Here is a 23,253-nt window from a genome sequence, read left to right on the forward strand (position 1 = left end):
TCAGCCCGAGCAGACTTCCGATGTGTTCGAGCACATCTCGGCCGTGCCGCGGAAGGAGGCCCGATGACCGTCGACGGCAAAGCCCTGCGGATGCGCAGGCTTTCCCGCACCGGGGACGGGAAGCACCTGTTCGTCCCGCTCGACCACAGCGTCTCCGACGGCCCGGTCAGCGACCGGGCCGGCTGGGACGGCCTGGTCCGCGCGATCGCCGGCTGCGGCGCGGACGCGCTCGTCCTGCACAAGGGACGCGCCCGCACCCTGGCCCCCGCGGCGCTCGGCGAGTGCGGGCTCGTGGTGCACCTGTCCGCGAGCACCTCGCACGCCGCGGACACCGACGCGAAGGTCCTCGTCGGCGACGTCGACGACGCGCTGCGGCTCGGTGCGGACGCGGTGAGCGTGCACGTGAACGTCGGTTCCGCCACCGAAAGCCGGCAGCTGGCCGACCTCGGCCTGGTCGCCGGGGCCTGCCAGCGGTGGGGCATCCCGCTGCTGGCGATGATCTACCCGCGCGGGCCGCGCATTCCCGACCCGCGGGACGTCACGCTGTTGTCCCACGCGGTGAACATCGCCGCCGACCTCGGGGCCGACCTGGTGAAGACGGCGGTGCCCGCCGACCCGGCGCGGATGGCCGAGGTTGTCGAGAGCTGCCCGATCCCGGTGCTGGGCGCCGGGGGCCCGCCCGACGTCCGCGACCCGGTGCCGGCCGCGGCGGAGCTGATGGCCGCCGGGTGCGCCGGGCTCGCCGTCGGCCGCCGGATCTTCACGTCGGAGAACCCGGCCGTCACCGTCGCCCGGCTGGCCGCGGTGGTGCACGCGGCCGCGCCCGCCTCGCTGTCCGAGTCCCTCTCCCCCCTCACGACAGGTGCCGCATGAAACATTCATGGATCGACGTCCGGGCCGTTCCGGCCGACCAGCTCGAGGCCGTGGTCGACGCGGCCATCCACGCCAAGGCGCAGGCCGTCGTCGCCGCGGACGCCGAGCTGCTCGCCAAGCTGCCGCCGACGGTCATCGGGGTCCTGGCCGGCGACGGGGACGCGCGGGTGCGCGTCACGCCGGTCGACGACGAGAACGCCCTCGCCGCAGTGGTCCGGACCACCGGTGACCGGGCGGGCTGGGTGCACGTGCGCGACGACCGCACGCTGCAGCTCGCCTGCGCCGCCGCGGTCGAACTGCCGTACACGATCGTCGAGTTCGCCGATCCCACCAAGATCCCGCTGGAGATCGTGCTGGCCGCCGCCGACAAGGCGCCGGGGCAGCTGATCACCGTCTGCGCCGACCTCGAGGAAGCGGCCATCGTGGTCGACGTCCTGGAACGCGGCTCCGAGGGGGTGCTGCTCACCCCGCGCACGGCCGACGACGTGTTCGCCCTGACCCGCCTGCTGACGGAGTCGACCCCGCAGCTGGAGCTGACCACGCTCACCGTGGACCGGATCGAGCACCACGGCCTCGGCGACCGCGTCTGCGTCGACACCTGCACGCACTTCCGCGAGGACGAGGGCATCCTCGTCGGCTCGTACTCGACCGGGTTCGTCCTGTGCTGCAGCGAAACCCACCCGCTGCCGTACATGCCGACGCGGCCGTTCCGGGTCAACGCGGGCGCGCTGCACTCCTACGTCCTCGGCCCGGGCAACCGCACGAACTACCTGTCCGAGCTCGGCTCCGGCAGCACCGTGCTCGCCGTCGACTCCGACGGGCGGACCCGACGCGTGGTCGTCGGCCGGGCGAAGCTGGAGTCCCGCCCGCTGCTGACCATCACCGCGCACTCGGCCGACGGCGTCGTCGTCAGCCTCACCGTCCAGGACGACTGGCACGTGCGGGTGCTCGGCCCCGGCGCGAAGGTCCGCAACGTCACCGAGCTGCAGCACGGCGACGAGCTGCTCGGCTACCTCGCGACGGACCAGCGGCACGTCGGCATCCCGATCGGCGAATTCTGCCGGGAGTCCTGATGGCGGCAGCCATGGCCGACCTCGTCACCCGGCTCTTCGACGCCCACCCCGGCACGGGTCCGTACCTCGCCCACGGCGACGACGTCCGGACCCGCGGCGACGTCCGCGCGCAGGTCGCGGCCGAAGCCGCGGTGTTCGACGGCGCCGGGATCGCCGAGGGCAGCACGGTACTGCTGCAGGTGCCGCCGAGCTACACGCAGGTGCAGGCGATGCTGGCCCTGTGGTCGCTCGGCGCCCAGGTGATGCTGGTCGACCACCGGTTCAAGCCCGCCGAGGTCGAGGCGGTCCGGGCCGTCGGACGGCCGCAGTTCACCGTGCGCGGCGGGCCGTCCGGCGCCACCCCCGCCTTCGCGCGCGAGTACGAGCTGGTCACCGCCCGGACCGGCGACGGCGTCCGCGCCACCACGGAACACCGGCTGGTGCAGTTCAGCTCGGGGTCCACCGGCGTGCCCAAGATGATCGGCCGGACCCCGGCGTCGCTCGCCGCCGAGATCGACCGGTTCGCCCGGATCGACGGCATGCCCGGCCCCGGCGACCGGGTCCTGCTGCTCAGCTCGACGGCGCACAGCTTCGGCCTCATCGCCGGGTTGTTCCACAGTCTCGCGCGGAACGTGACCGCCGTGTTCGCCGGCAAGCTGACCGCCGCCGGCCTGCTCGCGACCGCGGCGTCGTACGACGTGCACGCGATCTTCGGCACGCCGTTCCACTACGCGCTGCTGGCGACCGCGCGGGAAATCCCGCCGCTGCCGTCGCTGCGGGTGGCGGTCAGCGGCGGCGAGATCATGGACCCGGCGGTGGCGGCGGAGTTCACCCGCCGGTTCGGCATCGGCGTCGGCGAGTCCTACGGCACCACCGAGACCGGCGTGATCGCGATGGACGCCGGCGGAACCCTGCGGCCGTCGGTCGGCCGCGCCGCCCCCGGGGTGGAGCTGCGGGTCGAGGGCGGCGAGGTGGAGGTGCGCCTCGCCGACGGCTCGCCGTACCTCAGCGGCGGCGGCGACCGGTACACCGACGGCTGGCTGCGGGTGCGCGACCGCGCCGAGCTCGACGCCGACGGCCGGCTCCACCTGCACGGACGCGGCGACTCGCTCGTCGTGGTCGGCGGGCTGAAGGTGGACCTCGGCGAGGTCGAGGCCGCGCTGCGCGCCCACCCCGGCGTCACCGAAGCGGTCGCCGTGCACAGCGGGACCATCGAGGCCTACGTAGTCGGCGGCACCGGGGCACCGGACCTGCTGGCGTGGTGCCGCGAGCGGCTCGCCGACTACAAGATCCCGCGGGCGATCCACGTGCTCCCGCGGCTCCCCCGCACCCCCAACGGAAAGCTCGTCCGCCGGCACGACGTGCTGCGCGCGGCGGCGGCCGTGCCCGCCTGACGCGCGGGCCGAGAACGAAAGGCGAAACCCATGCAGACGACGCTGGAAGCCGAGATCCGCGAGTTCGTCCTCAAGACCATCGTGGAGGACCTCGGGCAGCCCCTGGACACCGAGGCCGTCCCCGACAGCGCGGCACTCGGCGCGGCCGGGCTGGACCTCGACTCCCTCAGCCTGATCGAGCTGACGATGCGCATCGAGCGCCGGTTCTCCGTGGAGTACCCCGAAGACAGCATCGAGCCGGTCGGCGCGATGAGCCTCGGCGAGTTCGTGGCCGACACGGTGGCCCGGGGTGCGAAGGCATGAGTGCCGTCTCCGGTGCGCCGATCTCGGCCGCGCGGGTGCGGGAGCTGCTGGCGGACCCCAAGATCTTCCCGCACCTGGCCGACGACGACACCGAGTTCGTGTTCGACTCCCTCGGCCTGGTCTGGTTCCTGCACCTGCTCGAACTCCGCTGCGGGGTGCTCGCCGAGCCCACCGAGGAGTGCTTCGACGGGCCCACCTCCGCCCACCGCATCGCGGCGCACCTCGGCGAGCTGGCGGCGCGGTGAACGACGTGGTGGTCACCGGGTACGGCGTCCGGACCGCGTTCGGGGACGGCGCCGAGGCGCTGCGCTCGGGCGTGTTCGAAGGACGTCCGGCGTTCGGGCCGATCGAGCGGTTCGACACCGCCGGCCTGCGCACGGGCGTGGCCGCGTGCGGCCCCGGCCCGGACACCCCGCCGCTGCGGGAGGCGGTGACCACGGTGGCCGACGCGGCGGTGGCCATGGCCGGCCTGCCGCCGGGCCGCGACACGGCGGTGCTGGCCGGCGTGGCCGGGGACTTCACCGCCGTGACGGCGTTCTGGGCCGACGGCGACACCGGCCGGATCGAGGACACCGTGGCGAGCGGGTTCGCCGACGCCCTGGCCGCCCGGCTGGGCGCGCGCGGGCCGCGGACGACGTTCACGACCGCCTGCGTGGCCTCGGCGCACGCGATCGTCCACGGCTGCCGGCTGATCGCCGCCGGGATCGCCGACAGCGCCGTCTGCGTCGGCGGTTACCTCGTCGAGCCCGAGAACCAGGCGAAGTTCGACTCCGGTCGCGCGCTCGCCCGTGACGGCGCGCTCCGGCCGTTCAGCGAGGGGCGGTCCGGGCTGCTGCTCGGCGACGGCGCCGCGGCGGTGGTGCTCGAATCCGGCGCGTCCGCCGCCCGGCGCGGCGCGGACGTGCTGGCCCGCGTCCCCGGCTGGGGCACGGCCTCCGACGCCCACCACGTCGCCCGGCCGCACCCGCGGGCCCGTGGCCTGGTGCTGGCCGCCCGGGCGGCCCTGCGCGGCGGCGGGCGGGTGGACTACGTCAACGCGCACGGCACCGGCACGCGGTTCAACGACCACGCGGAGACCGCCGGCCTGCACGAGCTGTTCGGTGCCGGCGCGCCCGCCGTCCCGGTCAGCTCCACCAAGAGCACGACCGGGCACCTGCTCGAAGGGGCCGGGGCCGTGGAGTTCGTCGTCACGCTGCTGGCGCTGCTCGACCAGGCGGTGCCGCCGACCGCCGGCTTCACCGGCCGGGACCCCGGCTGCGACCTCGACTACGTGCCGAACGAGGCGCGGGCCGCGAAGGTGCGCCGGGCCCTGACCGTGAACGCCGCCTTCGGCGGGGCCAACACCGCACTCGTGCTGGAGCGCCCGTGAACGTCCTCGCCGCGGCGATCGGCGACCCCGCGACCGCTCCCCCGGTCGCCGGGTTCATCGAGTCCCCGTTCAACCCGCTGGTGCACCAGGTCGCCACGGCCTTGCTGGAGAAGTCCGATGTGGACGGTGCGCGCACCGGCGTGGTGCTCGCCAGCGAACTGGGCGACAGCGTCACCACGGACCTCGCGAGCCGGCTGCTGACCGCCGGGCAGCCGGCCAACGCGCTGCTGTTCATGCAGGCCACGGCGAACGCGATCCTCGGACGGCTGAGCATCGACCACGGCCTCACCGGGCCACTGCTGTCGATCTCGCCGGCCGCGCACCCGGGCGGCGGCCCGCTCGACCTGGCCGCCCTGCTGCTCGACGACGACCTCGACCGGGTCCTCGTCCTGGGCGTCGAACTCGCGGGGACCCCGCGGACCGATGCCGTGCACCGGGCGCGGGGAACCGAACCGCCGCCGGCCGACCTCGCGGCCGGCCTGCTCGTCGGCCCCGGCTCCGCGCTCCCCCGGCCCTACCCCGCCGGCGTCGCCGGGGTGCTGGCGCTGGCCCGCTCCGCCACCACGACCGCGCCCGCCGGGCGCGACGAAGGAGAACGACGGTGATCACGAAAGCCGAACGCGCCCGCATCTTCGCCGACCCCACGCTCGGCGCGGGGAACGTCCTGCACCGCGTGCTGGCCTACGGCCACCCGCGCGACGACGAGGCACTGTGGACGGACGGCACCTGGCTCGCCCCGGACGGCACGCACCCGGCGGTTCTCTCCCTCGGCGAGCTGCAGGACGTGGCCGTGGCGTACGCGTCCTGGTACCACGCGCAGGGCGTCCGCCCGCGCGACCCGGTCGCGATCCAGACGTTCTCCAGCACCGAGTTCGCGGTGAACTTCCTGGCCCTGACCTCGCTGGGGGCCATCCCGTCGTTCGTCAACGGGAACCTGCGGCCGGAGATCGCCCGCGAATACGTGCGCCGCCAGGGCGCGGTCGGCGTCCTCACGGACGAGGCGCACCGCGAGGTGTTCGCCGCGCACCTCGGCGAGCTGTCGCTGGGCTTCGGCGTCACCGCCGCGGACGTGCGCGGCACCGGGGCGCTGCCGCCGGTGTTCCCCTACGCCCACGACCGCACCGACCCGATCATCATCTCGCACTCCTCCGGCACCACGGGCATGCCGAAGGCCGTCCCGCACACGCACGAGACGCTGCTCTACGCCCAGCTGCACCGGCTGAAGCTGTCGACGGGGACGTCGATGGGCCGGCTGCTGGTCGCGCTGCCCGGCTCGCACAACGCGGCGATCTCGGTCCTGCTGTTCGGCCTGCTGCTGCGGTCGCCGGTCTACCTGCAGTCCAGCCAGCGCGGCGCGGACGTCCTCGACGCGGCCGAGAAGTTCCGGCCCACCACCATCTTCGGGTTCGCCGGCACGTACGGCGAGATGGCCGCGCACGACCTGTCGAAGCGCGATCTGTCCTCGGTGGAGGGGTGGTACAACACCGGCGACGCCGCCCACGAAGCGCACGTGCGCGCCCTGATCGCCCAGGGCAGCCACGAATGGATCGACGCCGGCTTCAAGCGCGTCCGCGTGCCCGGTTCGGTGTTCACCGACGGGCTCGGCTCGTCCGAGACCGGTTACTCGATCTTCCACAACGGCCACCGGCCGGGCAGCAGCTCCTACGGCCGGTGCATCGGCAAGCCGATGAGCTTCGCCGAGGCCGCGGTGCTGTCCGAGGACGGGAAGCCGTTGCCGCCCGGGGAGATCGGCAGGCTCGGGGTGAAGTCGCCGACGCTGACCCCGGGGTACTGGAACGACTCGCTGACGTTCCACCGCCTGCGGCTCGGCGGGTACTGGCTCACCGGCGACCTCGCCACGCGGGACGAGGCGGGCAACTTCTACCACCTGGACCGGGCCCCGGACGCGATCCGCACGCCCGCCGGGCTCGTGCTCAGCACCCGCACCGAGGAGCTGCTGCTGCGGGAGCTGCCGGAGCTCGCCGACTGCACGGTGGTGGCCGTCGCGCCCGACGGGGTGCGGGCCGACTGGGACGGCGACGGCGTCGCGGAGGCGTACGTGCTGCTGCAGACGTCCGAGCCGCGGACCGGGGACGAGTGGACCGGGGCCGTCAACGACGTTCTCGCGGCCGCCGGGTTCCCGCCGCTCACCCGGGCGCTGGTGATGGACGCGAGCGAGGTCACCAAGGGCGCCACCGGCAAGGTGCTCAAGCGCGAGCTGCGCGAGCGGTTCCGCGCGAAGCTCGTCGCCGGGGAGCGCGCGTGACGAGCGCTCCGGAACCGCCGAACCTGCGGGCGATGGACGCCTACCGGGCGTGGTGGCTGCACGACGCCCGCTGGTACCAGGGCGTCGCCCGCCGGTTCGGCCAGGAGGCGGCGAACGAGATCAACGCCGAGGCGCTGCGGTTCGTCGCGGAGAACATCGGCCGGAAGGTCGCCAAGCGCACCCGCGACGCCGAGCCCGGCATCAAGGGGCTGTGCGCGCGGTACGAGGCCTGCGCGGAGGCGATGTTCCCGTCGGAGCTGCGGGACGGCGGCGTCGAGGTGGTCGAGGACGACCTGCTGGAACTGACCATGCGGCGCAACTTCGCGGTGACGATGGTGCGGATGGCCGGGTCGCTGGCGGGCTACGAGTGCCCGTGCACCGACATCCACGCGGGCTGGTCGGCCGGGCTCGGGGTCGAGCTGACCGAGAACCGCGCGACCGGCTGCCTGCGCCACGGCGATCCGGCGTGCCGGCTGCTGATGCGCGTCCGGGAGCTGCCGGAAGCTTCGGAAATTCCGGAAGAGGAGGACTGAGGTGCGGATCCTGGTGGCCGGCGCGACGGGCGTGCTCGGCCGGGCCCTGCTGCCGCTGCTGGCCGGGCGCGGCCACCACGTGGTTTCACTGGTGCGCTCCCCCTGCCCCGGGGACTTCGTCGTCGCGGACGCGCTGGATCGCGACGCGGTGGTGGAGGCCGTCCGCGCCGCGGCGCCGGAGGTCGTGGTGCACCAGCTGTCCGCGCTCCGCTCTTCTTGGGAAGAGACGACCCGGCTGCGGACGGAGGGCACGGAGAACCTCCTGACGGCGGCGCGGGCGGCCGGCGTCCGCCGGTTCGTGGCGCAGAGCATCGCGTTCGCGACGGCGCCGGAGGGCCCGGCGGTGCTGGACGAGGACGCGCGCCTGTACTCCGACGCCCCGGACGACGGCTGGGCCCGCACGGTCCGGGCCGTCGCGGCGATGGAGGAGCTGACCCTCGGCGCGGGCGGGATCGCGCTGCGCTGCGGCACGCTCTACGGCCCGGGCACGCAGTACGCCCCGGACGGCTCGATCGGCGCCGCGCTGGCGAAGGGCCGGTACCGGCTGCCCGAAGGGGCGGTGGGACGGACGTCGTTCGTCCACGTGGACGACGCGGCCCGGGCGACGGCGCTCGCGGCCGAGTCGGAGGCGACGGGCCGGTTCAACATCACCGGCGACGAGCCGGTGGCGGGGGCGGAGTGGGTTCCGCGGCTGGCGGAGCTGCTCGGTGGCCCGCCACCGAGGACGATCCCGGCCGACCTGGCACCGCGCCTGCTCGGCTGGTTCCCGGCGTACCAGCTGACCGCGCTGCGCGGCGCGTCGAACGAACGAGCCCGGCAAGCACTGGGCTGGAAACCACGGTACTCGCCGTGGCACACCGGAATGGTCCACGCCTGATCAGCCGAGCGCCTCCGGGGAGGATTCCCGCCGGACCGTCCGATCAGGACTGTCCGGTCAGGACGGTCCGAGCGCCCGGCGGGCGGCGGCCAGCCGCGCGGCCCTGGCCTCGGCCAGCTTGCCGAACCGGGCCGCGTCCCGGTGGATCTGCTGCTCCTGGCCCGCCGCCTCGACGTCGTGCCACACCTCCACCAGGTGCGCCGCTGCCTTGCAGCGGACGTCCGCCAGCGCCGTTTCCTTCTCCGCGTCCGGGATCACCTCCGCGTCGAGGTTCCAGCGCGGGTCCGAGATCGCCTCCGACGGCCGGGCGTAGCCGTACCCCCGCTCGCCCATGCACGCCCGCCAGGCCGCGACCGCCGCACCGACGCGCGGGTCCGTCTCCGAAGCCCGCAACGACCGGAAGTCCGCGTCGGCGAGGAAGCCGTCGTCGGCCTCCGGCAGGCGGGCGTCGGCTTCGGCGGTGCAGCCCTGCTCGCCGAACAGGGTGGTGCGCTGGGCTTCCGTGAGGTTTGCCAGCCAGCGGCGCCGCTCGGCCTGGTCCGCCCGCTCCTCCGGCGTCCTCGGGAAGTGGTAGCCGAATTCCGCGGCCGAGGCTTCGTCGATCACGCCGTAGCGGCGCAGGTTCGGGGACCGGTCGAGCGCGCCGGGCGTGCGGTCGTCCGATGGCACGGCGAGTTCGGCGCCGCGCCCGTGCAGGCACGCCCCCACCAGGGCGGCGCGGGCGCGCGCGATCTCCGTCTCCTCGGCGAACGCCGGCCGGTAGCGGTCGAACGGCAGGGCGAGCCGCTCGGCGGGCAGCGCCGGCGCCACCGGCCCGGCCCCGCACGCGGTGAGCGTCAGGAGCACCGCCGCGGCGGCGAAGACCTTCGTGAGCATGCGACCTCCAGAGAACGCCGGTGGTGCCCGAGGGCGCGGCACCACCGGCGGAGCGCGTCAGGCCTGAACGCAGATGTCCACGGCGCTGAGGCGGTTGTCCCCGATGGCGTTGTTCTCGAGGAACCCGTCGTCGGTGCCGCTGATCGACTTCGTGTGGGCGCCGGTGCCGCCGACGTCCTGCCACAGCATCACGTTGCAGCCCCTGCGGTTCTTCACCGAGCTGGTCTCGTTGTCGATGCTGTCGTTGGTCTGGTTGCCGCTGCCGTCGTACCAGTAGTTGTTGCGCAGGTCGAAGTCGTCCGACCGCAGGTCGAGCCAGTGGTTGGTGTTCCCCCGGTTGAAGTCGTTGTTCTCGAACAGGCAGAAGTTGCCGCTGGCGCAGCTCCCCACGGCGAACGCGGGCGACGCCGCGAACGTCAGCGCCGTCCCCACCGCCGCGGTCGTCAGGGCCACCGAGATGATCTTTCGCACGAGTTCTCCTCACGTTGATCGGTCGGGGTGGTCGGACCGTAGGGGCCCGGAGCTGCGCAACGGTTGCCTTCCGGTGCAATCGCCTGGTCAGCGGCCCGCCGGCAGCCGCGCCCCCGCCAGCCGCCTGCGGGCCGTTTCCGCCGTCCGGGGACGGTGCTGCGCCACCGAAAGGGCGAAGGCCTGCTCCCACGCCCGGCACGCTTCGCGGTGCTGACCGAGCTCCTGGTGCACCTCCCCCAGGCCCAGCTGGATGTCGGTTTCGTCGTAACCGTCGCCGGTTTCCCGCACGACGCCGAGCGCGTCCTCGTACCGGCTCAGCGCTTCGGCGGGCCGGCCCAGCCGCTGCGCGATGTACCCGAGGCTGTGCAGGGTCACGGCTTCGGCCCGGCGGTGGCCGAGCCGACGGCACAGGGCGAGGGCCCGTTCGCAGTGGTCCGCGGCGCGGGGCAGGTCCCCCAGCCGGGCGTGCAGCCAGCCGACCGAGTTGAGGGCGTCGGCTTCGCGCATCTCGTTGGCGGCCGCGCGGTAGAGCTCGAGCGAGCGGCTCGCGTGCGGCAGCGCCCGCCCGAGCTCGCCGCGGCCCTCCCAGACCCAGCCGAGGGTGCGGTGGACGTCCGCGCGGACCTCGTCCGCGCCGGCCAGCTCCAGGGCTTCGTGCAGGTGGCCGGTCGCGTCCTGGTACCGGCCGAGCCGCGCGTCCGCCGTCCCCGCCTGGAGGTGGGCCACGGCCAGGGTCGCCGGCTCGGCCAGCTCCCGCGCCGCCGCGATGCCGGCCCGCCAGGCCGCCAGGTCTTCGGACGGCAGCCCGCGCACGAAGTGGTACGCGCTGAGGAACCAGGCCAGCTGCCACACCTGCCGGTGCCGGCCCCGCGCCACGGCCGAGTCGAGCAGCTCCAGCAGCCCGGCGTGCTCGGCGTCGAACCAGGCCGTGGCCGCCGCGTGGTCCTCGAAGCCGGGCTCGGCACCCTCGGCCGCCGGCGGCAGGTCCGGGACCGGGTGCTCCGGGCGCAGCACGCGGGCCGCCGAACGCGCGGCGCGCAGCTGGAAGTCCGTCAGCCGGCGCAGGGCCGTGTCCCCGGCCTCGCCGCCGGCCAGCTCGGCGGCGTACAGCCGGAGCAGGTCGTGCATCCGGTAGCGGCCGGGCACGTGCTCCTGCAGCAGGTGCGCGTCCACCAGGGACCGCAGGAGCGGGCGGACCCGTGCGCCGACGAGGCCGGTGAGCGCGGCCGCGGCGGGCAGGCCGATGTCCGGGCCGGGCGCCACGCCCAGCAGCCGGAACACCTCGGCCGCCGCCGGGTCGAGGGCCGCGCGGGACCAGGAGAACACCGCGCGCAGGTTCGCCTTCAGGTCACCGGCGTCGAGCGCGTCCAGCCGGGCCGAGGCGTCCCGGAACTCCTCGGCCAGCACGCCGAGCGGGAAACCGGGCCGGGCGGCGACGCGCGCCGCGACGATGCCGACGGCCAGCGGCAGCCCGGCGCACCACCGCACCAGGTCGGCGAGGGCGCCGGGCTCGCCGAGGGCCGCGGCCGGGCCGAGGTGCCGGGTCAGCAGGTCCCGCGCGGCCGCCTCGGGCAGCACGTCCAGGTCGACCAGCGCGGCGCCGCGCAGGCCGAGCCCCGCCAGCCGGTGGCGGCCGGTGACGAGCACGGCGCACGTCCCGCTCCCCGGCAGCAGCGGCTCCACCTGAGCCGCGTCCCGCGCGTTGTCCAGCACGACGAGCAGCCGCCGTCCCGCCGTCCGGCTGCGGTACAGCGCCACCAGCGCGTCCTCGTCGGCGGGCAGCCCGGCCGGGTCGGCGCCCAGCGCCGCGAGCAGCCGGCGCACCGCCGCGGCCGGCGCCATCGGCGCGCCCGCCGGACCGAAGCCGCGCAGGTCGACGAACACCTGTCCGTCCGGGAAGGACTCGAGGTGGTCGTGCGCCCAGCGCAGGGCGAGCGCCGTCTTGCCGACCCCGGCCGGTCCGCCGATCGCGCACACGGGCACGGTGCCGTCCCCGGCGGCGACGGCCCGGGTGAGCTCGGCCGCTTCGCGGTCCCGGCCGACGAGCCGGCGCGGGGCGGCCGGGAGCTGGCGGGGCACGGTGTCCCCGGGCGCCGGCTCGAGCCCGGGGTCCGCGGTGAGGATCTTCCGGTGCAGCTCCCGCAGGGCCGGGCCGGGGTCGGCCCCGAACTCCCCGGCGAGCCGCCGCCGGGTCCGCTCGTAGTGGTCCAGCGCCTCCGCCTGCCGTCCCGCCCGGTACAGCGCCAGCACCAGCTGGCCGGCGACCCGCTCGTCGAGCGGGTTCGCTTCGGCCCGCGCGGCGGTCTCCGCCAGCACCGAGCCGTGGTGGCCGAGGCTCAGCGCGACGTCGGTGCGGTCGAGCTCGGCCGCGGCGCGCTCGGCGGAGAGCGTCTGCCGCATCCCTTCGCTCCACGGGGAGTCGAGGCCGGCGAACGCGTCGCCGCGCCACAGCGCCAGCGCTTCGTCGTACCGCGCCAGCGAGTGGTCCGCCCGGGCTTCGGCGACGAGCGCGCGGAACCGGTGCAGGTCGACCGCTTCCGGTGCCACGCGCAGGACGTACCCGCCCGGGCCGTGCGCGATGACGACGTCGTCGGCGCCGGCGAGGCCGCGGCGGAGGCGGGACAGGTAGCTGGCCAGGCAGCGGCGCGCGCGGTCGGGCGGCCGGTCCGCCCACACCCGGTCGGCGAGCCTGCCGGCCGGCACCGGGTGGTTGACGTCGGCGAGCAGGGCGGCGAGCACGCAGCGCTGGCGCGCGTGGCCCAGGTCGACGGGCCGGCCGTCGACCTCCGCTTCGAGGGTGCCGAGCAAGCGGAACCGGACTGGCACGGGTGGGTCCTCCTCGTGGCCGCGGGAGTGCTGGGGAGCCGAGCGGAAGAGGCCACAGTGGACGGAGGAGGAAGCCCGTGCGCGACACCGGCACGGGTCATCGGGGACGGCGGGGGCTCCGGCATGCGCCGGACGGTAGGACGCCGGGCTTCGGTCCGGCTTCCACGCGGCTTCGCCGGGACTGCTCACGGACACGGCCCGGCCCCGGTCCGAGCCGCTCGAACCGGGGCGGGAGAAGGGAAAGGCCGTCCGTCCCGGGAGCCGCGCGCTCCCGGGGCGGACGGGGGCCGGGCTCAGCTCACCTGGAGGTCGACGCAGGCGTAGAACGCGTTCGTGGTGTCGGCGATGTTCCACACCGCCAGCACCGTCTGGCGGCCGGTGTGGCTGCCCAGGTTCACCTGGTGCGACACGGTGGCCGGCGGCTGCTGGTCGTTGCCGCTGACCTCGGCGATCTTCTGGCTGCCGATGAAGTACTGGTAGTTCGACGTGCGGTGGCGGGCCGTGAAGGTCCAGTTGAACGTCACCGTGCGGCCGACCGAAGCGGCGCGCCAGCCCTTGTTGTTGTCGTTGAGCTCGGCGAACTGGGCGTTGCCGCCGTTGCAGGAACGCAGGCCCTTCGGCCCTTCGACGCTCTGGGGCTCGTACTGGATCTGCCCGCACGACACCACGTGCTGGGCGCACTGCGCCTGCCGGCTCGCCGGTGAGTTGACGTAGCCGTGCGCGCTCGCGATCCCGGCGGGGTTGAGCACCACCAGCACCGGGGCCAGGAGAGCACCCGCGGCGGCCGCGACCAGTTTCCGGTTCGCTTTCATACCAGCTCCTTCGGGGACAGGCTCGCTTCCCGCCGCCGGGCACGGCGAAGCCGCGGCCCCGGCCTCGCTGGGAGGTCCGCCGCGACGGGAAGGGGGTTCGAGCGAAGGAAAATTGTGGTCTAGACCATACGTCGAATCGTTACCCGGGTCAACAGATGGCAAAGTCACGGTCGATGTTGGTAAGGCGCCAACTGTCACGTCCTGTTCCGGTCAGCGGGACGAGACCCCGGGTCACCCGATCGTGGGTGCGCCGGACCGGTCGGCGGCGGCTCGGACGCCGCCCTCTAGGATTCCGCCGGTGACCACCTACGCCGTCGATCCGTTCGACCACCTCGACCCCTCGGCCCTGCCGCCGCGGCAGCAGCGGATCCTCCTCGCGATCCGGGACTGGGTGGTCCGGCACGGCTATTCGCCGAGCACGCGGGAGATCGGCGAGGCCGTCGGCCTGCAGTCGACGTCGTCGGTGTCGAAGCACCTCGCCAGCCTCGAGGACAAGGGTTTCCTGCGCCGCGGGGCCACGGTGTCGCGGCCGATCGACGTGCGCGCGTTCCTGCACGACACCGCCCCGCGCGAAGACGGCGACTCGGTCCCCGTCCCCGTCGTCGGCGACATCGCCGCCGGCACACCCATCTCGGCGCAGGAGCACGTCGACGACGTCCTCAAGCTGCCGCGCGGCCTCACCGGGCGGGGCACGGTCTTCGGGCTGCGCGTCCGCGGTGACTCGATGATCGACGCCGCCATCTGCGACGGCGACATCGTCGTGGTGAAGCAGCAGTCCGAGGCCCACTCGGGGCAGATCGTCGCCGCGATGATCGACGAGGAGGCGACGGTGAAGGTGTACCGCCGCCGCAACGGCCACGTGTACCTCGAGCCCCGCAACCCGGCCTACGACGTCATCGACGGCGACCGCGCGGCGATCCTCGGTACCGTCGTCACGGTGCTGCGCAGCGTCTGACCGGTTCAGGCGCCCGGCGAGGGAGGCGCGTCATGACCGAGGCGACGGGTGGCAGTGTGTGGGCGGCCGCCGATCTGGTGACGCCGATGGCCGTCCGGGTGGCGGCGACGCTGCGGCTGGCCGACCACGTCGCCGCCGGACACCGGACGCCCGAGGCGCTCGCCGCGGCGGTGTCCGCCGACCCGTACGCGCTGGCCCGGCTGCTGGCCCACCTCGTGACCGCCGGGGTGCTGACCCGGGCGGAGGACCGCCTCGACCTGACGCCCCTGGGTGCGCAGCTGCGCGACGACCACCCCGCCGGAATGCGCGCCTGGCTCGACCTGGAGGGCGCGATCGGCCGGGCCGATCTGTGCTTCGTCCAGCTGCTCCCCACCGTCCGCACCGGCGAACCCGCGTTCCCGCGCCACTTCGGCCGCCCGTTCTGGGACGATCTGGCGGCCGATCCCGCGCGGTCGGCGTCGTTCGACGCGCTGATGGGCGCCCGGCTGCTGGCCGACGCGCCCGCGGTGGCCGCGGCCTACCCCTGGGGCGCGCTGGGGCACGTCCTCGACGTGGGCGGCGGCGACGGCAGCCTGCTCATCGCGATCCTGCGCGCCCACGACGGCCTGCGCGGCACCGTGCTGGACCTGGCCGGCCCGGCGGCCCGCGCCGAACAGGCCTTCGCCGCCGCGGGGCTCGCCGGCCGGGCCACCGCCGTGGCCGGCAGTTTCTTCGACGCCCTGCCCGGAGGCGCCGGCGGCTACGTGCTCTCGGGCGTCCTCCACGACTGGGACGACGAGCACGCCCTGCGCATCCTGGCGCGGTGCGCCGAGGCGATGCCGGAGACGGGCCGGGTGCTCGTCGTGGACCACGTCGACAAGGAAGCCGCGTCGGACACCGAAGGAGATCTGCGCATGCTCTGCTACGTCGGCGGCCGGGAGCGCGGCCTCGACCGGCTCGGTGAGCTGGCCGGGGCGGCGGGCCTGCGGCTCGGCGACGTCCGGCCGGCGGGGTCCCGAGCGATCGTCGAGCTGCGACGCTGATGGACGACGTCCGGATCGTGCCCGCCAACGAGGCCTCCTGGGCCGAGCTGCAGGACGTCTTCGGGGCGGCCGACGCCGGGCGGTGCCGGTGCCAGCGGTTCAAGGTCACCGGGTGGATCTGGCGCGACTCCACGCGGGAGGAGCGCGTCGCCGCCCAGCGCGCCCAGACCGCCTGCGGGCAGCCGGACGCCCCGGCCACCAGCGGGCTCGTCGCCTACGCCGGCGGCGAACCGGCGGGCTGGGCCGCCGTCGAACCGCGGGCCGCCTTCCCGAAGCTGCGGACCTCGCGCATCCCGTGGCAGGGCCGCGCCGAGGACAAGGACGACCCCGGCGTCTGGGCGGTCACCTGTTTGGTCGTGCGCAAGGGTTTCCGCGGCCGGGGCCTCACCTACCCCCTCGCCCGCGCGGCGGTCGCCTTCGCCCGCGATCGCGGGGCCCGCGCGCTCGAGGCCTATCCGATGCTGACCGAGCCCGGCAAGACCGTCACGTGGGGCGAGCTGCACGTCGGTGCCCGGCAGGTCTTCGAGGACGCCGGCTTCACCGAGGTCACCCACCCCAGCCCCCGGCGCGTCGTGATGCGCGTCGACTTCACCAGGTGACCGGCAGCTCGTAGACGCCGTACACGGATCCGTCGTGCTTGAACGGGATCCGCTCGACGCCGGTGGCCAGCGCGAGCGTCGGGATCCGCCGGTAGAGCGTGCTGTAGACGACCAGCAGCTCGAGCCGGGCCAGCGGCTGGCCGAGGCACTGGTGGACGCCGAAGCCGAAGGCGACGTGCCGGTGCGCGTCCCGGGCCAGGTCGAGCCGGTCGCCGTCCGGGAAGACCTCCGGGTCGCGGTTGGCGATGTCGTTGGCCATGATCAGGCCTTCGCCCGCGCGGACCACCCGGCCGGCGATCTCGATGTCCTCCAGCGCGACGCGGCGGCGGCCGTTGTGCGTGATGTTCAGGTACCGCAACAGTTCTTCGACCGCCGACGCGACCAGCGCGGGATCGTCGCTCTCGCGCAGCTTCGCCAGCTGTTCGGGGTGTTCCAGCAGGGCCAGGGTGCCGAGGGCGATCATGTTGGCCGTCGTCTCGTGCCCGGCGATGAGCAGCAGCACGCCCATCTGCGCCGCCTCGAGCCGGGTCAGCTCCCCCGCCCGGACGCGGGTGGCGAGGCCGGAAAGCAGGTTGTCGGCGGGCCGGTCGAGCTTCTCCCCCAGCAACCGGTCGAGGTAGCCGACGAGCGCCTGGTGCCCGGCGGCCCGTTCCTCCGGCTTCGCGTCCCGCCGGATGATGACCTTGCTGTTGTCCTGGAAGAAGTCGTGGTCGGCGTACGGCACGCCGAGCAGCTCGCAGATCACCAGGGACGGCACCGGCAGCGCGAACGCCTCGACGAGGTCGGCCGGGTTCGGGCCGGCCAGCAGCGCGTCGATCAGGTTGTCGACGATCTTCTGCACGGCCGGGCGCATCGCGGCGACGCGGCGGATCGTGAACGGCGCGGTCACCATCTTCCGCAGCCGCGCGTGCTCGGGGTTGTCCATCAGGATGAAGCTGATCCCGGTGCCACCCTTGGGCAGTGGCGCGGGGCTGGGGTAGCCGGGCCGGGTCACGTCCGCGCTGACCCGGGGGTCGGCCAGCAGCGCCCGCTGCTCGGCGTAGCGGGTCACCAGCCACGGCGTGCTGCCGTCCCACAGCCGGACGCGGGCGAGCGGAGCTTCCTCCTGCAGGGCCCGGGCCGCGGGCGGCGGGTCGAACGGGCAGCCCGCGGCACGGGGCATCGGGAACGCGGGGACCTCGGCGGTGCTCGTCATGCTTCCTCCACAAAGGACGGTGCGGCGACGCGTTCCGGCGTCTTCGGCGTCGTTGGCGGAGATCGCCTCGGCGCGCTCGCCGTTCGCCGTCACCGGTGGTCGCCGTCGGTTCGTGATCAGTCAACCGGGTGCTGATACGCTGAGTCAAGCAACTGATTTAATTCGGACATCCCGACGGAGGACCCACCCGTGCCCCAGCCATCCGCCCCCGCCGGGGAGGCGTCGCCGCGCGCCACCCTCGTCGTCGGGGTCCTCGCCTTCGCGGGCATCGTCGTGTCGCTGATGCAGACCCTCGTCATCCCGCTGATCCCGGCGCTGCCCCGGCTGCTGCACGCCTCCCCCGGCGACGCCACCTGGGCCATCACCGCCACCCTGCTCGCGGGCGCGGTGGCGACCCCGACGGTCGGCAGGCTCGGCGACATGTACGGGAAACGGCGGATGCTGCTGCTCAGCCTCGGCGCCCTGGTCGTGGGCTCGGCGATCGGCGCGCTTTCCGACAGCCTCGTGCCGATGGTCGCCGGCCGGACGCTGCAGGGCCTGGCGGCCGGCGTCATCCCGCTCGGGATCAGCATCATGCGCGACGAACTGCCCGCCGAACGGCTCGGCTCGGCCACGGCGATGATGAGCGCGTCGCTCGGCGTCGGCGGCGCGCTCGGCCTGCCCGCGGCGGCGCTGCTGGCCGAAAACGCCGACTGGCACGTGCTCTTCTGGACCGCGGCCGCGCTCGGCCTGGTCGTCACCGGGCTGGTCGTCGCGCTCGTGCCGGAGTCGCCCGTGCGCACCGGCGGCCGGTTCGACGTGCCCGGCGCGGCCGGGCTGTCGATCGCCCTCGTGTGCCTGCTGCTGGCGATTTCGAAGGGCGCGGACTGGGGCTGGGGCAGCACGCCGACGCTCGGGCTGTTCGCCGCGGCGGTGCTGGTCCTGCTGCTGTGGGGCCGGTGGGAGCTGCGGGCCGCGCGGCCGCTCGTGGACCTGCGGACGACCGCGCGGCGCCAGGTGCTGCTGACCAACATCGCGTCCGCGGTGTTCGGCTTCGCGATGTTCGCGATGTCGCTGGTCCTGCCGCAGCTGCTGCAGCTGCCGGCCGCCACCGGGTACGGCCTCGGCCGGTCGATGCTGGCGGTGGGCCTGGTGATGGCCCCGTCGGGGCTGGTCATGATGGCGCTGGCGCCGGTGTCCGCGCGCGTTTCGCGGACCCGCGGCCCGAAGACGACGCTGATGCTCGGCGCGGTGGTTGTCGCCGCCGGGTACGCCCTCGGCATCGTGCTGATGAGCGAGATCTGGCACCTGGTGCTGATTTCGAGCGTCATCGGCGCCGGCATCGGGCTCGCCTACGGCGCCATGCCCGCGCTCGTCATGGGCGCCGTGCCGGTGTCGGAGACCGCGGCCGCCAACAGCCTCAACACGCTGATGCGCTCGATCGGGACGTCGCTCTCGAGCGCGACCGCCGGCCTCGTCCTCGCCCGGCTGACCGTCGAGTTCGGACCGGCGACGCTGCCGTCGGAGAACGGCTTCCGGCTGGTGCTGGCGATGGGGGCCGGCGCGGCACTCGTCGCGCTGGCCGTCGCGGCGTTCCTGCCGCGGCACGCTCCGGCGGTCCCGGCACCGGCGAGCCCGGAGCCCGCCGCCGCGGCCGGCCGCTGACCGGCCGCACACCACCGCACCGGCCGCCGGTTCGCGCGCGGTGACCGAGCCCGGCCGCCAGGCCGCGCCGCCGCCGGTGTGGTGCTCCGCCGATCGCGTGACCGGCTTGGCCGCCCGGGCGGCCGGGCCGCCGAGTGGCTGCACGCCACCGGCACGGTGCACGGCATCGAACCCGGCCCGACCGCACTACCGCACCCGACCGCACGACCGCACCCGACCGCACGACCGCACCCGACCGCACGACCGCACCCGACCGCACGACCGCACCCGGCCGCGCCCACCGCACCGCCCCGGCCGATCGCGTGACCGCACCCGGCCGCGCCCGCGCACGTGCCTCGACCTGAACGCGTGACCGCCCCCGGCCGCCCGGGTCAGGCCCGGGCGGCCACGCCGTCGAGGTGCAGCACGCCGTCCGTGTGGTGCTCGGCCACGAACTCCGGCCCCTTGGTGATCAAGCGTGCGATCGCCGTGGCGTGGCCGTGGCCCAGGCCGTGGTCGGTCTTGAGCCAGGCGACTATCTCGCCCTGCTTCGTGAGGTTCTTGCCGGCGGCCAGGTCGAGGAAGCCGCGCGGGGTGATGCCCGTCTGCTTCTCCGCGTTGTCGAGGTAAGCCTGGAAAGACATGACTGCTCCGATGGTCTGGTGACGTTCAGCCGGTTGCACCGAAGGTTGTCCGGCCGTTCTCGCTTGCCATCACCGTTCCACCGACAACTTTTTTTGTCAAGGCTTTCCGGCGACCACTGCCAAGGTGGTGTACTCGAGGACGAAGCCGCCGCCGAGGGCGTCGATCGCTTCGCCGACGCCGGCCAGCACGTCGGCCAGCGCGTCCGCCGGAAGGCGGGTCAGCCCGCCGGTCGTGGGCAGGAAGTCGAGCCATTCGGCGCGGGTGTAGGACTTCTCCCAGGTGAACCGCCACCGTTCCGGGTCGCCGAAGCCGCCCGCCTCCCGGATGCCGTCGGCGAACGTCGTGAACATGACGTCGTAGACGTCCGCGGCGCTCCTCGACTCCCCCGCGATCGGCGAGCCGGGCAGCACCCGCCGGTACGCCGCGGTGAGGGCGTCCGCCACCGCGGCCGGCGGCTGGAACACGTGCGCGAACACGGCGAGCAGGCCGCCGGGGCGCAGCACGCGGGCGGCCTTGGCCGGCCCCGCGACGGGGTCCACCCAGTGCCAGGCCTGGCCCGCGACGACCGCGTCGAAGGTCCGCCCGGCGGGGTCCCAGTCCTCGAACGTCGCGACCTCGACCTCGATTCCGCCGCGGCGGGCGAACTCGGCCATCCGCGGGTCGGGGTCGACGCCGAGCACGCGGCGGCCGGCGTCGCGGAACTGCCGGGCCTCGATCCCGGTGCCGCAGCCGACGTCGAGGAAGTCGGGACCCGGGCTTTCGGCGACGACCCGGTCGACGAGCTCGCGGGGATAGCCCGGCCGGGCGCGGTCGTAGCGTTCGGCGTCGGTTCCGAAGGACTCGGCCATCTGCCGGGCCTGGTGCGGATGTTGAGTGGGCATGCGCCCACTTTAGTGGGCACTCGCCCACTCGGGCAACCGCGTCGGCGTTCGCGGCGGGCGTAACGGAGAATGGGGGCATGCCGACCGGGGTCCACCTGCGCGACGTGCGCCAGCAGTTGTTCCACGCCGCCGAGCGGGTGCTGCTGCGCGACGGGCCGAACGCGCTGACGAGCCGGGCGGTCACGACCGAGGCCGACGTCGCGAAGGGTGTGCTGCACCGGCATTTCGCCGACTTCGACGCGTTCCTGGCGGAGCTCGTGGGTGACCGCATCGCGCGGCTGGCGGACCAGTCGATCCTCCTGCGCGCAGCGGCGGGAACGCGCACGGTGGCCGAGAACCTCGTCGACGCGCTGGCGGAGATGTTCGATCCGGTGACGCTGGCGCTCGTCAGCCTGGTGTTCTTCCGGGACGAGCTCCGAAACCGGCTGCGCCACCCAGGTGGCGGCCTCCCCATCCTGGTGGAGGCCCGGGCCATGCTGGCGAGTTACCTGACGGGCGAGCGCGAGCTGGGCCGCATAGCGGCCGACGCGGACGTGGACTCCCTGGCTCTGTCCTTGATCGGCGCAGGCCACCTGCTGTTCGCGGGCCGCCGCAAGGACAACCCCCTGGACCCACCAGAGTTACCCAAACTGGTGAACACGGTGATAGCCGACGTCCTGCAACGCCGCCTGCTGTAACCGTCCAATCCGGACTCACAGACCGAGGCGACCACACGCGGGGGGTGTGGGGGCTCGGCCGCCACAGGACACAACGAGAGAGCCCTGTTCGCGCTTGCGCGAACAGGGCTCTCTCAGCGATCTCGTGGGCGATACTGGGATCGAACCAGTGACCTCTTCGGTGTGAACGAAGCGCTCTCCCCCTGAGCTAATCGCCCGTTGTCCCTAGCTTCCACGAGATCCGGGGGGTGGATTTCGTGGTGCGCGATACTGGGATTGAACCAGTGACCTCTTCCGTGTCAGGGAAGCGCTCTCCCGCTGAGCTAATCGCGCGCTGCGGAACTCTGTGCTGGGACCAGCATATCGGACCGGTCGCGGCCCGTTGCAGGGGGCCCGGTGTGGGGGTTGTCCTGCGAAAACCGCCGTGACACGAAGGTGCGGAAACGGGCAGACTGGCGGGGTCACCCCGCCTTCACCCCGACCGTCGCCGGCCCCGAAGGCGGCCATTCCGCCGGCGCGGCCGACCAGGAGAGCTTCCGCCTCGATGACCGACACCGTGTCCACCCCGCCCGCCGACCTGACCCGCGCTCCGGCGCGCCCGGGGCTCCTCATCGGGGTCCTCGTGCTTTCCGCGTTCGTGATGATCCTCAACGAGACGATCCTGAGTGTCGCGTTGCGTGACCTGACGGTCGACCTCCGTGTGCCGACCACGACCGTGCAGTGGCTGACCAGCGGGTTCCTGCTGACCATGGCCGTGGTCATCCCGACGACCGGGTTCCTGCTGGAGCGGTTCTCGCCGCGGCAGGTCTTCCTCTTCTCGCTTTCGGCGTTCAGCCTCGGGACGCTGCTGTGCGCGCTCGCTCCCGGTTTCGGGATGCTGATGGCGGGGCGGGTGGTGCAGGCGTGCGGCACGGCGGTGATGCTGCCGTTGCTGATGACGACGGTGATGCGGCTGGTGCCGCCGGAGCGGCGCGGCGCGACGATGGGGACGATCACGATCGTCATCGCGGTGGCGCCCGCGATCGGGCCGACCATCGGCGGTGCGGTGCTGTCGTCGCTGGGCTGGCGGTGGATGTTCTGGATCGTGCTGCCGCTGTCGGTCGCCGCGCTGGTGGCCGGCGCGTTGCAGCTGCGTCTGGAGAGCGTGCGGCGGCGGGTGCCGCTGGACGTGCCGTCGGTGCTGTTGTCGGCGATCGGGTTCGGCGGGGTGCTGTACGGGCTGTCGGCGAGCGGCGAGCAGGCCGGTGTGGAGCCGCCGGTGCCGGCGTGGGTGCCGATCGTGGTCGGTGTCGTCGCGCTGGCGGTGTTCACGTGGCGCCAGCTGCGGCTGCAGCGCCGTGACCGGGCCCTGCTCGACCTGCGGCCGTTCACGCACCGCAGTTTCGTGGTCGCGCTGGTGCTGACGGCGCTGCTGTTCGTGTGCCTGATCGGCGCGGCGGCGATCCTGCTGCCGCTCTACCTGCAGACGGTGCTGCACACGAGCACGTTCGTCAGTGGCCTGGCGGTGCTGCCGGGCGGGCTGGTGCTGGGTCTGCTGGGCCGTCCGGTGGGTGCGCTGTTCGACCGGGTCGGCGCCCGCCCCCTGGTCATCCCGGGCGCGGCGGCCATGGCGTTGTCGCTGTGGCTGTTCACAACGCTGGGGCCGGGCTCGCCGCTGGTCGCGGTGATCGGGATCCACGTGCTGCTGATGGCCGGGCTCGGGCTGATGATGACGCCGCTGTTCACCGAGTCGCTGGGCTCGCTGCCCGAACACCTGTATTCGCACGGAAGCGCGATCCTGTCGACGCTGCAGCAGGTGGCGGGCGCGCTGGGCACGGCGGTGTTCGTCAGCGTGGCGACGGTGGGGAGCGCGGACGCCACCGCGGGCAGCCCGGACGCGTCGGGCCTGCGGGCGGCGTTCGTGGTGGCCGGAGTGGTCGGGCTGGTCGCCTTCGCCGGGACGTGGCTGATCCGCGGTACCAAGACCACGGCGCCTGCCGAGCACTGAGGAACGTCCACTTCGGACTGAAGAAAGTCCCGCTTCCG

23 protein-coding genes and 2 tRNA genes are annotated in these 23,253 nt (G+C 74.1%); 16 read left to right on the top strand and 9 right to left on the bottom strand.

Features of this window, described 5'->3' with window-relative positions; translation table 11 throughout:
- Window positions 1–63 precede the first annotated feature (63 nt).
- Genes ACH54P_RS08010 through ACH54P_RS08055 form a run of 10 tightly spaced genes read left to right on the top strand, consistent with a single transcriptional unit; the run spans window position 64 to window position 8,667 of the window.
- Window positions 64–873: a 2-amino-3,7-dideoxy-D-threo-hept-6-ulosonate synthase gene (locus ACH54P_RS08010; RefSeq protein ID WP_489911698.1), complete on the top strand. Its 810-nt coding sequence runs from the start codon at window positions 64–66 to the stop codon at window positions 871–873.
- A complete protein-coding gene (locus ACH54P_RS08015) occupies window positions 870–1,946 on the top strand; it encodes a 3-dehydroquinate synthase II family protein (protein ID WP_489911699.1) in 1,077 nt (358 codons plus the stop codon). Before ACH54P_RS08010 ends, ACH54P_RS08015 begins: the two co-directional genes overlap by 4 nt.
- On the top strand, window positions 1,946–3,319 hold the full coding sequence (locus ACH54P_RS08020) for a class I adenylate-forming enzyme family protein (RefSeq protein ID WP_489911700.1): 1,374 nt from the start codon (window positions 1,946–1,948) through the stop codon (window positions 3,317–3,319). Before ACH54P_RS08015 ends, ACH54P_RS08020 begins: the two co-directional genes overlap by 1 nt.
- A 30-nt stretch (window positions 3,320–3,349) precedes the next feature.
- Window positions 3,350–3,622: an acyl carrier protein gene (locus ACH54P_RS08025; RefSeq protein WP_489911701.1), complete on the top strand. Its 273-nt coding sequence runs from the start codon at window positions 3,350–3,352 to the stop codon at window positions 3,620–3,622.
- Window positions 3,619–3,867, top strand: a complete 249-nt coding sequence (locus ACH54P_RS08030) for a hypothetical protein (protein ID WP_489911702.1) — start codon at window positions 3,619–3,621, stop codon at window positions 3,865–3,867. Before ACH54P_RS08025 ends, ACH54P_RS08030 begins: the two co-directional genes overlap by 4 nt.
- Complete coding sequence (locus tag ACH54P_RS08035; protein WP_489911703.1) at window positions 3,864–4,991, top strand: beta-ketoacyl-[acyl-carrier-protein] synthase family protein; 1,128 nt, start codon at window positions 3,864–3,866, stop codon at window positions 4,989–4,991. The genes ACH54P_RS08030 and ACH54P_RS08035 overlap by 4 nt, the downstream gene beginning before the upstream one ends.
- Entirely contained in the window at window positions 4,988–5,596 is a 609-nt protein-coding gene (locus ACH54P_RS08040) for a beta-ketoacyl synthase N-terminal-like domain-containing protein (protein ID WP_489911704.1), read from the top strand. Before ACH54P_RS08035 ends, ACH54P_RS08040 begins: the two co-directional genes overlap by 4 nt.
- Window positions 5,593–7,257, top strand: coding sequence for a class I adenylate-forming enzyme family protein (locus ACH54P_RS08045; protein ID WP_489911705.1), 1,665 nt, complete (start codon window positions 5,593–5,595; stop codon window positions 7,255–7,257). The genes ACH54P_RS08040 and ACH54P_RS08045 overlap by 4 nt, the downstream gene beginning before the upstream one ends.
- Window positions 7,254–7,790, top strand: a complete 537-nt coding sequence (locus ACH54P_RS08050; RefSeq protein WP_489911706.1) for a hypothetical protein — start codon at window positions 7,254–7,256, stop codon at window positions 7,788–7,790. The genes ACH54P_RS08045 and ACH54P_RS08050 overlap by 4 nt, the downstream gene beginning before the upstream one ends.
- 1 nt (window position 7,791) lies before the next feature.
- Complete coding sequence (locus tag ACH54P_RS08055; RefSeq protein ID WP_489911707.1) at window positions 7,792–8,667, top strand: NAD-dependent epimerase/dehydratase family protein; 876 nt, start codon at window positions 7,792–7,794, stop codon at window positions 8,665–8,667.
- A gap of 57 nt (window positions 8,668–8,724) precedes the next feature.
- Here ACH54P_RS08055 and ACH54P_RS08060 read toward each other — a convergent pair whose 3' ends face one another.
- From ACH54P_RS08060 to ACH54P_RS08075, 4 genes are all read right to left on the bottom strand, one after another.
- On the bottom strand, window positions 8,725–9,543 hold the full coding sequence (locus ACH54P_RS08060) for a hypothetical protein (protein ID WP_489911708.1): 819 nt from the start codon (window positions 9,541–9,543) through the stop codon (window positions 8,725–8,727).
- Between the two features lie 57 nt (window positions 9,544–9,600).
- Complete coding sequence (locus tag ACH54P_RS08065; RefSeq protein ID WP_489911709.1) at window positions 9,601–10,014, bottom strand: peptidase inhibitor family I36 protein; 414 nt, start codon at window positions 10,012–10,014, stop codon at window positions 9,601–9,603.
- Window positions 10,015–10,101: 87 nt separating this feature from the next.
- Window positions 10,102–12,840 (bottom strand): AfsR/SARP family transcriptional regulator, encoded by a 2,739-nt coding sequence (locus ACH54P_RS08070; RefSeq protein ID WP_489911710.1) that lies wholly within the window; start codon window positions 12,838–12,840, stop codon window positions 10,102–10,104.
- A gap of 293 nt (window positions 12,841–13,133) precedes the next feature.
- Complete coding sequence (locus tag ACH54P_RS08075; protein ID WP_489911711.1) at window positions 13,134–13,652, bottom strand: lytic polysaccharide monooxygenase auxiliary activity family 9 protein; 519 nt, start codon at window positions 13,650–13,652, stop codon at window positions 13,134–13,136.
- A gap of 298 nt (window positions 13,653–13,950) precedes the next feature.
- Here ACH54P_RS08075 and lexA point away from each other — a divergent pair, with 298 nt between their 5' ends.
- From lexA to ACH54P_RS08090, 3 genes are read left to right on the top strand one after another with little or no spacing between them, the layout of a single operon-like run.
- Window positions 13,951–14,607, top strand: coding sequence for a transcriptional repressor LexA (gene lexA, locus ACH54P_RS08080; RefSeq protein WP_489911712.1), 657 nt, complete (start codon window positions 13,951–13,953; stop codon window positions 14,605–14,607).
- A 32-nt stretch (window positions 14,608–14,639) separates the two neighbouring features.
- Complete coding sequence (locus ACH54P_RS08085; protein WP_489911713.1) at window positions 14,640–15,629, top strand: methyltransferase; 990 nt, start codon at window positions 14,640–14,642, stop codon at window positions 15,627–15,629.
- Window positions 15,629–16,228, top strand: coding sequence for a GNAT family N-acetyltransferase (locus ACH54P_RS08090; protein WP_489911714.1), 600 nt, complete (start codon window positions 15,629–15,631; stop codon window positions 16,226–16,228). Before ACH54P_RS08085 ends, ACH54P_RS08090 begins: the two co-directional genes overlap by 1 nt.
- On the opposite strand, the gene ACH54P_RS08095 is transcribed toward ACH54P_RS08090, so the two are convergent.
- Complete coding sequence (locus ACH54P_RS08095; RefSeq protein WP_489911715.1) at window positions 16,218–17,423, bottom strand: cytochrome P450; 1,206 nt, start codon at window positions 17,421–17,423, stop codon at window positions 16,218–16,220. The genes ACH54P_RS08090 and ACH54P_RS08095 overlap by 11 nt on opposite strands.
- A 189-nt stretch (window positions 17,424–17,612) precedes the next feature.
- Between ACH54P_RS08095 and ACH54P_RS08100 the strand changes: the two genes are divergently transcribed.
- Entirely contained in the window at window positions 17,613–19,067 is a 1,455-nt protein-coding gene (locus ACH54P_RS08100) for an MFS transporter (RefSeq protein ID WP_489911716.1), read from the top strand.
- Window positions 19,068–19,438: 371 nt separating this feature from the next.
- Here ACH54P_RS08100 and ACH54P_RS08105 read toward each other — a convergent pair whose 3' ends face one another.
- Together ACH54P_RS08105 and ACH54P_RS08110 are read right to left on the bottom strand one after the other, a co-directional pair.
- The gene (locus ACH54P_RS08105; RefSeq protein ID WP_489911717.1) at window positions 19,439–19,690 is read right to left on the bottom strand and encodes a DUF4287 domain-containing protein; all 252 of its coding nucleotides are present in this window, start codon (window positions 19,688–19,690) and stop codon (window positions 19,439–19,441) included.
- 96 nt (window positions 19,691–19,786) lie between these two features.
- Window positions 19,787–20,539 (bottom strand): class I SAM-dependent methyltransferase, encoded by a 753-nt coding sequence (locus ACH54P_RS08110; protein WP_489916355.1) that lies wholly within the window; start codon window positions 20,537–20,539, stop codon window positions 19,787–19,789.
- A gap of 110 nt (window positions 20,540–20,649) precedes the next feature.
- Here ACH54P_RS08110 and ACH54P_RS08115 point away from each other — a divergent pair, with 110 nt between their 5' ends.
- Window positions 20,650–21,249 (top strand): TetR/AcrR family transcriptional regulator, encoded by a 600-nt coding sequence (locus ACH54P_RS08115; protein ID WP_489911718.1) that lies wholly within the window; start codon window positions 20,650–20,652, stop codon window positions 21,247–21,249.
- A gap of 125 nt (window positions 21,250–21,374) precedes the next feature.
- Here the strand turns inward: ACH54P_RS08115 and ACH54P_RS08120 are convergent.
- Together ACH54P_RS08120 and ACH54P_RS08125 are read right to left on the bottom strand one after the other, a co-directional pair.
- Window positions 21,375–21,446, bottom strand: a tRNA-Val gene (locus ACH54P_RS08120).
- A gap of 40 nt (window positions 21,447–21,486) precedes the next feature.
- Window positions 21,487–21,561: transfer RNA gene (locus ACH54P_RS08125), tRNA-Val, on the bottom strand.
- A gap of 211 nt (window positions 21,562–21,772) precedes the next feature.
- Here ACH54P_RS08125 and ACH54P_RS08130 point away from each other — a divergent pair.
- Entirely contained in the window at window positions 21,773–23,215 is a 1,443-nt protein-coding gene (locus tag ACH54P_RS08130) for a DHA2 family efflux MFS transporter permease subunit (protein ID WP_489911719.1), read from the top strand.
- Window positions 23,216–23,253 lie beyond the last annotated feature (38 nt).

The organism is Amycolatopsis sp. N2S4-7, from assembly GCF_058119595.1.